This is a genomic window from Streptomyces sp. NPDC001848 (assembly GCF_042891915.1).
Taxonomy (GTDB): Bacteria; Actinomycetota; Actinomycetes; order Streptomycetales; family Streptomycetaceae; genus Streptomyces.
In genome coordinates this window covers 104,695-116,048 of the sequence record NZ_JBIATP010000013.1, presented here as the reverse complement: position 1 = coordinate 116,048, position 11,354 = coordinate 104,695, and the positions used below count along the sequence as shown (strand labels likewise).

10 protein-coding genes are annotated in these 11,354 nt (G+C 73.2%); 5 read left to right on the top strand and 5 right to left on the bottom strand.

Annotated features, from left to right (window positions below):
• The coding region (locus ACFYZJ_RS26290) for an FG-GAP repeat domain-containing protein (RefSeq protein WP_388571817.1) at window positions 1-429 on the top strand (429 nt) is incomplete at its 5' end.
• A gap of 61 nt (window positions 430-490) precedes the next feature.
• Here ACFYZJ_RS26290 and ACFYZJ_RS26285 read toward each other — a convergent pair.
• Window positions 491-2,455: a HelD family protein gene (locus ACFYZJ_RS26285; RefSeq protein WP_388572121.1), complete on the bottom strand. Its 1,965-nt coding sequence runs from the start codon at window positions 2,453-2,455 to the stop codon at window positions 491-493.
• Window positions 2,456-2,919: 464 nt separating this feature from the next.
• On the opposite strand from ACFYZJ_RS26285, the gene ACFYZJ_RS26280 reads away from it, so the two are divergent.
• Window positions 2,920-3,108: a hypothetical protein gene (locus ACFYZJ_RS26280; protein ID WP_388571815.1), complete on the top strand. Its 189-nt coding sequence runs from the start codon at window positions 2,920-2,922 to the stop codon at window positions 3,106-3,108.
• A 13-nt stretch (window positions 3,109-3,121) separates the two neighbouring features.
• On the opposite strand, the gene ACFYZJ_RS26275 is transcribed toward ACFYZJ_RS26280, so the two are convergent.
• On the bottom strand, window positions 3,122-4,768 hold the full coding sequence (locus tag ACFYZJ_RS26275) for a DNA repair helicase XPB (protein WP_388571813.1): 1,647 nt from the start codon (window positions 4,766-4,768) through the stop codon (window positions 3,122-3,124).
• An 89-nt stretch (window positions 4,769-4,857) separates the two neighbouring features.
• On the bottom strand, window positions 4,858-7,452 hold the full coding sequence (locus ACFYZJ_RS26270; RefSeq protein ID WP_388571811.1) for a helicase-associated domain-containing protein: 2,595 nt from the start codon (window positions 7,450-7,452) through the stop codon (window positions 4,858-4,860).
• Window positions 7,453-8,251: 799 nt separating this feature from the next.
• Here ACFYZJ_RS26270 and ACFYZJ_RS26265 point away from each other — a divergent pair.
• Complete coding sequence (locus ACFYZJ_RS26265) at window positions 8,252-9,253, top strand: hypothetical protein (protein ID WP_388571810.1); 1,002 nt, start codon at window positions 8,252-8,254, stop codon at window positions 9,251-9,253.
• 85 nt (window positions 9,254-9,338) lie between these two features.
• Here ACFYZJ_RS26265 and ACFYZJ_RS26260 read toward each other — a convergent pair whose 3' ends face one another.
• Window positions 9,339-9,725, bottom strand: coding sequence for a hypothetical protein (locus tag ACFYZJ_RS26260; RefSeq protein WP_388571809.1), 387 nt, complete (start codon window positions 9,723-9,725; stop codon window positions 9,339-9,341).
• A 153-nt stretch (window positions 9,726-9,878) separates the two neighbouring features.
• Here ACFYZJ_RS26260 and ACFYZJ_RS26255 point away from each other — a divergent pair, with 153 nt between their 5' ends.
• Window positions 9,879-10,496, top strand: a complete 618-nt coding sequence (locus ACFYZJ_RS26255; protein ID WP_388571808.1) for an HAD family hydrolase — start codon at window positions 9,879-9,881, stop codon at window positions 10,494-10,496.
• Between the two features lie 30 nt (window positions 10,497-10,526).
• Here ACFYZJ_RS26255 and ACFYZJ_RS26250 read toward each other — a convergent pair whose 3' ends face one another.
• Window positions 10,527-10,781: a hypothetical protein gene (locus ACFYZJ_RS26250; protein ID WP_263230614.1), complete on the bottom strand. Its 255-nt coding sequence runs from the start codon at window positions 10,779-10,781 to the stop codon at window positions 10,527-10,529.
• A gap of 175 nt (window positions 10,782-10,956) precedes the next feature.
• Between ACFYZJ_RS26250 and ACFYZJ_RS26245 the strand changes: the two genes are divergently transcribed.
• Window positions 10,957-11,340, top strand: a complete 384-nt coding sequence (locus tag ACFYZJ_RS26245; protein ID WP_388571806.1) for a cold-shock protein — start codon at window positions 10,957-10,959, stop codon at window positions 11,338-11,340.
• The last annotated feature ends 14 nt before the right edge of the window (window positions 11,341-11,354 follow it).

Here is an 11,354-nt window from a genome sequence, read left to right as displayed (position 1 = left end):
GCCCGCGACAGCAAGGGTGGCCTGTGGCTCTACCGCGGCACCGGGAACGCCTCGGCACCCTTCCTGGCCCGCACGTCCATCGGTTACGGCTGGAACGTCTACAGCTCCGTCGTCGGGACCGGTGACCTGACAGGGGACGGGAAGGCGGATCTCGTCGCCCGGGACAGCAAGGGTGGCCTGTGGCTCTACCAGGGCACCGGCAACCCGAACGCGCCTTTCGCGCCCCGCAAGCAGATCGGTTACGGCTGGAACGTCTACAGCTCCGTCGTCGGCACCGCCGACCTGTCAGGGGATGGCAAAGCGGATCTCGTCGCCCGCGACAGCAAGGGTGGCCTGTGGCTCTACCGCGGCACCGGGAACGCCTCGGCACCCTTCCTGGCCCGCACGTCCATCGGTTACGGCTGGAACATCTACAACTGGCTCACCTGACCAGGGTGAAGGCGCGGCACCGCGCAAGGTGCCGCGCCTGACCCTTTGAACCCTGAAGGCCCTAGCCCAGTTGCGGCGGCAGCGGTGCCGCGTGCGTCACGATCAGGCCCGAGACCGCTCGGGTGAGGGCCACGTAGAGGCGGCGCAGGCCCGTGCGTTCGTCCGGTTCGCCGTCGACGACGGCCTGTGGCTCGTCGAGGACCACGTAGTCGTACTCCAGGCCCTTGGCGAGCGAGGCCGGCACCAGGGTCAGGCGGGTCTCCCGGGTGGTCTCCTCGCCGGGGGCCAGGTACGGGATGCCCGCTGCCGTCAGGGCCTCGGCCAGTGCGGGGACACGGGCGTCAGCGGCGATCAGACCCGTCGAGCCCTCGTTGCGCAGCAACTCCGCGCAGGCGGCGACCACTTCGGCGGTCCCGGTGATCGTACGCACCTCGAAGAAGCCCGGGTTCTCCCGCACCGACGCGACCGGCGTCAGACCCGGCGCGATGTGCGGCAGCAGCCGGGAGGCGTACGTGATCACGTCCGTCGGCACGCGGAAACCGGCCGTCAGCTCCTCGACCACCGCCTCCGGCTTCCCGAGGTGGGCGAGCGCCTCCTGCCAACTCCGCGTCGCCCAGGGCGTGGTGCCCTGTGCCAGGTCGCCGAGCACGGTGGCCGAACCGGTCGTGCAGCGTCGGCCGACCGCCCGGTACTGCATCGGGGACAGGTCCTGCGCCTCGTCCAGCACCACGTGCCCGAGCGAGTGCGTGCGCTGCACCAGGTCGGTGGCCTCGTCGATCAGCACGGCGTCCGCGGGCGACCACTTGGCGGACTTCACCGACCTGACCGGCTTCGTCCAGAGGATCTCCTTCTGCTCGTCCGCTTCGAGGACACCGTCCGCGTGCTCGGCCAGGAAGTCGGCGTCCGTCAGCAGGCGCAGCACCAGCTTCGCGGGGTCCACCGGCGGCCAGATCGCCTTGACGGCCGCCTTCACCGCGGGGTTGCGGGCGACGGCGTCCTGCACCCGGTCGTCCGGCGCCTCGCCAGAGCGCTCCATCTGCACGAGCACGGCGTGCGCGATCCGCTGCGGCAGGGCCTCGCGGGCGGCGCCGTACCGGATGTCCCGGTCCAGCAACTCTCGTACGATCTCCTCCAGTTCGTACGCCGGCACCCGCCAGCGCCGCGACCCCCGCACCACCACGACGGGCTCGGTGGGCATCGTCACGTGCGAACGGACGGCCCGGCGCAGGACCTCCGCCATGCGCGCGTCACCCTTGATCACCGCGGCGGTCGCGGTGTCCGTGCCGCGCACCTCGACGTGCGCGACCAGGTCGTCGACCGTCGCCTGTTTGACCTCCAACTCGCCGAGCGCGGGCAGCACCTGCTCGATGTAGTGCAGGAAGGACTTGTTGGGGCCGATGACGAGGGTGCCGGTGCGAGCCAGACGCTCGCGGTGGGCGTAGAGGAGGTAGGCCACGCGGTGCAGTCCGACGGCGGTCTTGCCGGTGCCGGGTCCGCCCTGGACGCAGACGGTCCCGGACAGCCCGGCTCGGACGATCTCGTCCTGCTCGGGCTGGATCGTGGCCACGATGTCGCGCATCGGGCCGACACGCGGGCGCTCGATCTCCTGCTGGAGCAACTTGCTGGTGGTGGCGGCCTCGGCGGGGTCGGAGAGGTGCTCGTCCTCGTAGGCGGTCAGGTCGCCGCCGGTGTAGCCGAAGCGGCGGCGCAGCCCGATGTCCATCGGGTCCTTCTTGGAGGCCCGGTAGAACGGCTGGGAGACGGGGGCGCGCCAGTCGATGACCATGGGGTCGCCGTCGGCGTCGTGCACGTGCCGCCGCCCGATGTAGAAGCGTTCCCCCTCCGCCCCCTCGGCCTGGTCGGCGCCGGGGGCGTGCAGGTAGTCCAGGCGACCGAAGAAGAGCGGGGTGTGGCTGAGGTCGGCGAGGGCCTTGATGCGTTCCTCGATCTGGTGGGCGAGGACCTCGGCGTTGACCCAGTTCGCCGTGACGTCGCGGATGTCGAGGTTCTCCACGTCCTCGCGCATGGCCCGCAGGGCGGCCCGGGAGGCGGCGAGGTGGGCGCGCTCGCGGGAGAGGGGGTCGGTGTCGGGGGCGGAGTCCGGGGTGGACGGGGTGGTCGGGGTGGTCGGGGTGGACACGGAAAGGTGCCTCCGGGGCGTGGCGAGGGGCCGGGCAGTACACGTGCACGTGCGGGTGCGTGCGTACCGGCGGCCGGCTGCTGCGGTGACGGGTGGCGGTTCTGCCGTCCGGTTTCCGTCCGGACGGCGGCTCTCCGTGAGGGAGGCGGGCAAGAGAGGGGATTCTAGGTGACGGGCGGATACGGCGGCCAACGGTTTTTCCGCGGCCTCAGGGCCGTCGGCCCGGGTGCCCTAAGGGTCGGTGTCCCTCCCGGGTACTACGCGGGGGCGACTGAAGGGGGAGGAGCGGGCCGCGCAGGTTACGTCCCTGGTCCGACGCCATTCGGGTGGTGTCGTTCCACCATGGAGACATGAGCGCAGCAACCTTCACCCCCTCCCGGCACGGGCCGCCGTCCGGTGCGACGGCCCTCGACGGCGACCACCACCGGCACCGCGTCGCCGACGCCCTGCGCGCCGTCAAGGTGTTCCTGGGCGCCGCGATCGACGTGGTCCTGTTCGGCGAGTACGGCGAGGAGGCGGGCATCCGCCGCCACCCCTAGTCACCCGTCCCGCTCAGCTCTCCCCGGCCAGGATCTCGTCCGCGTCCATGATCCGGTACGCGTAGCCCTGTTCCGCCAGGAAGCGCTGGCGGTGGGCCGCGAAGTCCTGGTCGATCGTGTCGCGGGCGACGACCGAGTAGAAGTGGGCCTGGTGGCCGTCGGCCTTGGGGCGCAGCACCCGCCCCAGCCGCTGAGCCTCCTCCTGCCGCGACCCGAACGTCCCCGACACCTGGATCGCGACCGTCGCCTCCGGCAGGTCGATGGAGAAGTTCGCGACCTTGGAGACGACCAGCACGCTGATCTCGCCCTGGCGGAACGCGTCGAAGAGCTTCTCGCGCTGCGCGTTGGACGTCTCGCCCTTGATGACCGGCGCGCCCAGATGCTCACCCAGCTCGTCCAGCTGGTCGATGTACTGCCCGATGACGAGGATCTGCTGCCCGGCGAAGCGCCGCACCAGCGCCTCGGTCACCTTCCGCTTGGTGTCGGTGGTCGCGCAGTACCGGTACTTCTCCTCCTGCTCGGCGGTGGCGTAGGCGAGCCGCTCGGAGTCGGTGAGGTTGACCCGCACCTCCACGCAGTCGGCGGGCGCGATGTACCCCTGAGCCTCGATCTCCTTCCACGGCGCGTCGAACCGCTTGGGCCCGATCAGGGAGAACACGTCCGACTCGCGCCCGTCCTCGCGCACCAGCGTCGCCGTCAGCCCGAGCCGCCGCCGCGCCTGCAGGTCCGCCGTGAACTTGAAGACGGGCGCGGGCAGCAGGTGCACCTCGTCGTAGACGATCAGCCCCCAGTCCCGGGAGTCGAACAGCTCCAGGTGCGGGTAGATGCCCTTCCGCTTGGTGGTGAGGACCTGGTAGGTGGCGATGGTGACCGGCCGGATCTCCTTCCTGGTCCCCGAGTACTCGCCGATCTCGTGCTCGGTGAGCGAGGTCCGCTTCACCAGCTCGTGCTTCCACTGCCGTGCGGAGACGGTGTTGGTGACGAGGATCAGCGTGGTCGCCTTGGCCTGCGCCATGGACCCGGCGCCGACCAGGGTCTTCCCGGCACCGCAGGGCAGGACGACGACGCCGCTGCCGCCGTGCCAGAAGTTCTCCACGGCCTGCTTCTGGTAGGGCCGCAGAGCCCAGCCGTCCTCGCGCAGCTCGATGGGGTGCGCCTCGCCGTCGACGTACCCGGCGAGGTCCTCGGCCGGCCAGCCCAGCTTCAGCAGCACCTGCTTGATCTGCCCACGCTCGGAGGGGTGCACCGCGACGGTGTCCTCGTCGATCCGCGCCCCGACCAGCGGAGTGATCCGCTTCGACCGCAGCACTTCTTCGAGGACGGGCCGGTCGGTGGTGGTCAGCACCAGCCCGTGGGCCGGGTGCTTGCTGAGGGTGAGCCGCCCGTACCGGTCCATGGTGTCGGCGATGTCGACGAGCAGCGCGTGCGGCACCGGATACCGGCTGTACTGCACGAGCGCGTCCACGACCTGCTCGGCGTCGTGCCCCGCGGCGCGCGCGTTCCACAGCCCGAGCGGGGTCACGCGGTAGGTGTGGATGTGCTCGGGTGCCCGTTCCAGCTCGGCGAACGGCGCGATGGCCCGACGGCAGTCGTCGGCCTGCTCGTGCTCGACCTCGAGGAGCAGGGTCTTGTCGGACTGGACGATCAGCGGACCATTCACGCGCGCACCCTTTCGCTACGGCCATACGCTGCGGCCAAACGTCCAGTGTGCCTCATGGAGGGACGATCACGGCCGGCTCGACGGAACGATCACTCCTGGTCGTCCGCGAGTTCCGCGACCCCCGTGACCCGGTGCAGCGGATAGGTGCGGACCTCGTCCGCCGTGTGGTCGTACGCCGTCACGAAGCCGCCCTCGACGCGGATGGGGGCGATGACGCGCTGGCTGGCGGCGCCCTCGGCGTTGACGTAACCGATCCACAGGGACTCGCCGGTGAGCACGGCGGCCTGCATGGTGGCGAGGGTCTCGGCGGAGGTGGTGCGCGGCAGGTCGCCACCTGTGGCGGGAGCGCCGGTGGATTTGCGGGGTGCCGTGGAGGCCAGGTCGCCGGCGCGGATGGCGCGCAGGGCGGCCGTGAGGAGGGTGGCGTCCGGGGGCGGCGGGCCGTCCGGGACCGGCTCGGGCGGGGTGCGCGGCGGGGTCCGGTGGGCATGGGCGCGGCTGATCAGGACGTCGCCCTCGGCGGACTCGGCGGCCGGCGCGAGCCCCATGGCCCGCAACCCCTCCAGGAGGGTCGCCGGGTCGGTCTGGGCGGCCAGGACGGTCGGGGCCAGGCGGCGCAGGCGCAGGGCGGCCGAGCGCCTGTCGGCGAGGATCTCGTTCAGCAGGGCGTCGTCGTCGCAGCGCACATACGCGGAGGCCGCGCCGACGCGCAGGTGACCGTGCTTCCGCGCGACGTCGTCGATGAGATACGTCAGCGGCTGCGGGACCGGTGTGCGGGAGTGGGCGGCCAGGAAGGCGTGCAGGTCGGACGCGGTGCGGCCGGCGTCCAGGGCGCGGCGGACGGAGGCGGGCGTGAAGCGGTAGACGGTCGCGCCGCCCTTCGACTCCACCTCCGCGAGCACGCCGAGCACGTCGGCCAGCGGGCGCTGCAGCGGGCCGGGGGCCACCGCCGTGAGGTCCGCCTGGAGCAGGACGTGGTCGAGGGGTTCGGGCAGCAGCGGGGCGAGCAGGCGGGCGGCGCGGGCGGCGGCCGCGGCCTGCTCGGCGGGGGTGAGCGGGGCGCGGGGGACGGAGGTCCTGTGGTGGTGCCGGTGGACGGGGAGCTTGTCGCCGGGGCCGGTCGCGGTGGGCTCCACCGACGGGGCGTGACCGGAGGGCTCCCCGATCAGGGCGCGGCCGTGGGCGGACAGGGCGCCGCGGCCGGTCACGCCGAGGAGTTCCGCTTCGGAGAGGGTCCACTGGGCGAGGCGGGCGCGCAGATCCTCGGCGCCGGGCTCAGAGCCGCCGGCCCGGGTGCCGCGCGGGGGCCGCTCCCAGCGCAGCCGGGCCAGGATCGACTCGGGGGTGGCGGAGGCGCCCTCCGGCAGCCCGGCGAGCAGGGCCAGGACGCGGTGGCGGACCTCGGGCGCGGAGGAGCGGTCGAGACCGGGGCCGAGCGCGGACAGGGTGCGGTCCTTGGCGTCCCGCCCGCCGACGAGACCGGGGGTGCGGGTGGCGGCCAGCCATGCGGTGGCGAGCAGGGTCCACCGCTCGGCGGCGGGGCGTTCCAGCCACTCGTCGTAGGCCGGGGTGGCCGCGTACCGCTCGTCGGCCTCGCCGTCCGAGGCCAGCAGGCCCGCCGCGTAGGCGAGTTCCACCCAGAAGGCGGCGACGGGCTCGGGCACGTCGAGGGCGACGGCGGTCCGCTTCAGATCCCGCACACTCAGTCCGCCCGCCCGCAGCACGGCCGGCCCGCCCTCGTCCCAGTCCTTCAGCAGCTCCTCGACGGTGGCGAGCGCCGTGTACGCCTGACCGGCCGCGGTGGCGTCCACAACCTGTGGACGGTGGGTGGCGGCGGGCTCCACGGCGGGCGGCAGCGGCTCGGGATGGCGGTGCGCCCGCCCGGAACGCAGATGCAGGGCGACCTCGCGGGGGAGGACGACGGTGCCGGGTGCCGTGGGCAGCAGCAGACCCCGGTCGAGGAGCCAGCGCAGCCGCGGGGCGGGGTCCGGGGTGACCTGCCCGTACGGCGGCCCCCAGACGAGCCGGCCCAGGACCTCCAGGGACTCGGCGGGGGCGGTGGCGAGGAGCGCGGCCAGGCGGGTGCGGTCGCTGAAGAGGCCGGTGAGCGAGGCCACGGCGGACACGGCGTCGTGGGTCGTCGGCAGTCCGGTCGTGGTGAGGATCTCCTGGATCCGCCCCGGGGACATGCCGGCGGTGGCCTCGGCGACGGTGGGGCCGAGGCCGGTGGGGGAAGGGTGCTGCGGGGAGGGGGCGAGTAGCTCGCGGGCGGTGCGGACGAGGTGGAGCCGGTCGTCGGTGCCCCACACGAGGGCCTGCTCGCGCAGGGTGGCAAGGGCGTGGGGGACGGCCTCGGCGACCACGGGATCGGCCTCGGCCCCGCCGTCACCGGTCATGAGCTGCAGGAGTTGGCCGTACGACGCCGGGTCCGCGGCCACGGCGAGCGCCTCCGCCGTCTGCTGGGCGAACCGGTCGAGGCGCTCCAGGGCGCGGATGACGCTGGCTCGGGTGGCGGCGCGGGTGGCGAGCTGGGTGAGGTCGGTGGGGACCGGGGTGATGAGGTCCGGGCGGGCGCGGAGGAGGGCGGCCAGGGAGGCGTCGTCCCTGGCCCGCAGGGACTCGGCCAGCGAACGGGGCGCACCGGTGCCGGTGGCTTCCTTGCGTGAGCGCTCCTCGGTCGTCATCCGGTCAACGTTAGCGGGTGGGGCGGGACCGACGCGTCCGATGCCCGCAGCCACCGAGCGGTCCTCGCCCCCGCCGCCCCTACCCTCCCCGTCCACCAGGGGCTCCGCCCCTCCAACCCCACCAGGGGCTCCGCCCCTGCCCCCGGCGGGGACTGGGTCCCCTGCACCCCTGAGGGGGCCCGGCTCCTGGGTCCTGGGCGGGGACTGGGTCCCCGGCACCCCTGAGGGGGCCCGGCTCCTGGGTCCTGGGCGGGGAGTGGGTCCCCGGCACCCCTGAGGGGGCCCGGCCTCTGGGTCCTGGGCGGGGACTGGGTCCCCGGCACCCCTGAGGGGGCCCGGCTCCTGGGTCCTGGGCGGGGACTGGGTCCCCTGCACCCCTGAGGGGGCCCGGCTCCTGGGTCCTGGGCGGGGACTGGGTCCCCTGCACCCCTGAGGGGGCCGGGGCAGCGCCCCCGAAGGGGCGCGGGGCTGTGTCGATGTGCGGCTCCGCCGCGCGTGGGCGCGACCTGCCACATGTGGCCCGCGGCCGGGCGCGTGTCCAAGCCGTCCGGGCTCTTCGGGCCGAAGGCCGATCGGGGGGTCGGGGGCGGCGCTCCGAAGGGGCGGGGGGCTGTGTCGATGTGCGGCTCCGCCGCGCGTGGGCGCGACCTGCCACATGTGGCCCGCGGCCGGGCGCGTGTCCAAGCCGTCCGGGCTCTTCGGGCCGAAGGCCGATCGGGGGGCTGGGGGCGTGGCCCCCAGGGACGGTTCGACCGGGATACGGTACGGGGGACATGCGGCGCCACCCCGGAGGGGCTTCGTGGGGATTGAGAGCGATCAGCTCGTCTTCGACTACCTGAGCCGGGTCGGAGACCTGGCCCAGCAGCGCCAGCTGCCGTCGGCCGCGCGCATGCGGCTCGTGTCGGACCTGCGCAACGAGATCGACCGGCGCCGCGCCAAGGCCCCCGTCGACAGCCCGGCCACCGTCCGCCGTATCCTCGCCCGCCTCGGCACCCCCGACGAGGTCGTCGCCGCCGCGTCCGCCGACGCCCCCGCCGGCGCCACCGAGAGCCGCCCCGCCTCCGTCCCCCTCCAGCGGGTGAACGGCACGGATGACCGCCCCAAGGGCCTGCGCCGCGTCGTACCCCGGCCCCGCCCTGCCGATCCGCCGCCCGCCGACACTTCCCGGAACGCCCCCTCCCCACCCCACCTGGCCGGTGCCCACGAGCTCGGTGACAGCGCCGTCCAGCCCGACTGGTGGCGGGTCGACGGCGGGCCCGGCGGTGCGTTCGGGGTCGGTGACGGTGTCCCCGGGTTCGTCGGCGGTGTGGAGATCCCCGAGCTGCTGAAGCCGCCGCCGCGCGACACGCCGAAGCCGAAGACCGAGCGGACGGAATCGGAGCCGGAGCCGGTACCGGCCGTGGAGGCCGCCCCCGGCGCCGAGGAGACCGCCGCCGCCCCGGCCCGCCGTCTGCCGCGCCTGACGGGATGGCGCAACCCCCTGCTGCTCCTGGCCGCCGGTCTCCTCCTCGCCGGTGCGGTGCTCGGCAACTGGGTCGCCCTCGGCCTCGGCTGGCTCATCGCGTGGGCGTCCCGTCGGCTCAGCCCGACCGAGTCCAAGTGGGCGGTGATGGGCATGCCCGGTCTGGTCGCGGCCGCCGGCATCGTCTGGCTGTGGGGCCGCACGGACGGCCGCTGGGGCACCCCCATCGCCCAGGGCCACATGAACGACGCGATCGCCCAGACCTGGCCGTGGGTCGTCCGCGGCGCCGCCGTCGCCTCGGCCCTGTTCCTGATCTGGCGCTCACAGCGCCGCCGTTGACACCACAAAGGCCCCGGCTCACCCGGAGCCGGGGCCGTCCATACTCATCGCTCATCGCTGCGCGACTACTCGTACTCCCTTTCCCTTACTCCTCCGTGGCGGTTTCCTCGCTGCCGCTCTCTTCGGCCGCGGTTTCCTCGGTCGCGGGAGCGGCGGGTTCCTCAGCCCCGGCCTCCTCGGTCGCCGTGGTGGCCTCGGGCCCTCCGGTCGTGGTCTCCCCGGCCGTGGTGGCCTCAGGCCCTTCGGTCCCGGTCTCCTCGGTACCGGTCTCTCCGGCCGCCGCGGTCTCCGGTGCTTCTGCCCCGGTGTCCTCGGTCGCGGTGGTCTCGGGCCCTTCCGCCCCCGTGTCCGCCGCCTCGGTGGTCGGCTCTTCGCCCTCGGCGCCGGTCCCGGTGGTGGCCGGTGCCCCCTCAGGGGTGGTCTCTGCCTCTGTCCCTTCGGCCGCAGTGGGCTCCTGCTCGGTGTCGCTCACGTGCTCACCGCCTTCCCGTGGTGACAAACAGGAAGAGGCTCAGGTGTCGTCCCGTCGGACGACGATCGTGATGCGGAATTCACTATTCATGATGTCACCGATGAGGTGATTTGAGCCCATTTGATACTGATCCCCCCTGGGACAATCGCCCATATGACTTCGCGCCCCCTCACGGTCGGCTTCGACCTCGACATGACGCTGATCGACTCCCGGCCCGGGATTCACGCCTGCTACCAGGCACTTTCCGCACGGACCGGCACGTACATCGACGCCGACCTGGCCGTCACCCGGCTCGGGCCGCCGCTCGCGGAGGAGCTCGTGAACTGGTTCCCGGCGGAGCAGATCGACGCCGTGGCCGACCTCTACCGGGAGATGTACCCCACCATCGCCATCGCCGCGACGCCCGCCCTGCCCGGCGCCCGCGAGGCGATCGAGGCCGTACGGGCGGCCGGCGGGCGGGCGATCGTCGTCACCGCCAAGTACGAGCCCAACGCCAAGCTGCACCTGGAGCACCTCGGCATCGAACCCGACGCGGTGATCGGCGACCTGTGGGCCGAGCGCAAGGCGGAGGCCCTGCTCGACCACGGCGCGGCGGTCTACGTCGGCGACCACACGGGGGACGTACGCGGTGCCCGTACGGCAGGAGCGCACTCCGTCGCCGTCGCCACGGGCCCCTGCGACGCCGACGAGCTGCGGGGCGCGGGCGCGGACGTGATCCTCACCGACCTGACCGAGTTCCCGGCCTGGCTCGCGACGTACGGAGCCCGGTAGCGCCCGCCACCGCCGCCCGGCCCGCGGTCGCTACCGCTGCCCCGCTCCCCGCGCCTGCCTGCGGCCCTCCGCGATCGACTGCAGGACGCCGGCCCCGGCCATCAGGAAGCCCACGCCCATGAGCATGCACAGGCCGTACATGTACGTTGGGAAAGGCTTCGTCCCCAGCAGCAACGGGGCCACGGTGACCAGAGTGGACACGGCCCCGAGGAAGAACACGATGGCACCGGCACGGATCAGCCGGTCGCCGGCCGCGGCGGAATTCGCTTGGGTTTTGTCACGCACTGGACCAGGGTAGTTCCCACCGCGAGGAACCACTCGGCGACGTCTTGTCACCGGCCCCTGGACCATTAGCCTTGGTACCGGCGGGTCCACGCGGCCCGCTGCAGTGCTCTCCAGAGCAGTTTCCCGAAACACTTTGCAGACGCAGTTTCCGACGAGTACGAGGACGAGGACAGACGTGCCTACCGGCAAGGTCAAGTGGTTCAACAGCGAGAAGGGCTTCGGCTTTCTCTCCCGCGACGACGGCGGCGACGTCTTCGTCCATTCCTCGGTTCTCCCCGCCGGAGTGGATTCCCTGAAGCCGGGACAGCGTGTGGAGTTCGGAGTGGTCGCCGGTCAGCGCGGCGACCAGGCGCTGTCCGTCACCCTTTTGGAGCCGACCCCCTCGGTCGCCGCCGCGCAGCGCAAGAAGCCGGACGAACTGGCCTCCATCGTCCAGGACCTGACGACCCTCCTCGAGAACATCACGCCGAATCTGGAGCGGGGCCGCTACCCCGACAAGGCCTCCGGCAAGAAGATCGCGGGCCTGCTGCGCGCGGTCGCCGACCAGCTCGACATCTGACCGCGCGCGACGCA

Bases quoted from the DNA above. Each gene is read 5' to 3' on its own strand.
- ACFYZJ_RS26285 (WP_388572121.1), bottom strand. From the start codon at position 2,455: ATGCGCGAGGACGTGGAGAACCTCGACATCCGCGACGTCACGGCGAAC.
- ACFYZJ_RS26280 (WP_388571815.1), top strand. From the start codon at position 2,920: ATGAGCGCAGCAACCTTCACCCCCTCCCGGCACGGGCCGCCGTCCGGT.
- ACFYZJ_RS26270 (WP_388571811.1), bottom strand. From the start codon at position 7,452: ATGACGACCGAGGAGCGCTCACGCAAGGAAGCCACCGGCACCGGTGCG.
- ACFYZJ_RS26255 (WP_388571808.1), top strand. From the start codon at position 9,879: ATGACTTCGCGCCCCCTCACGGTCGGCTTCGACCTCGACATGACGCTG.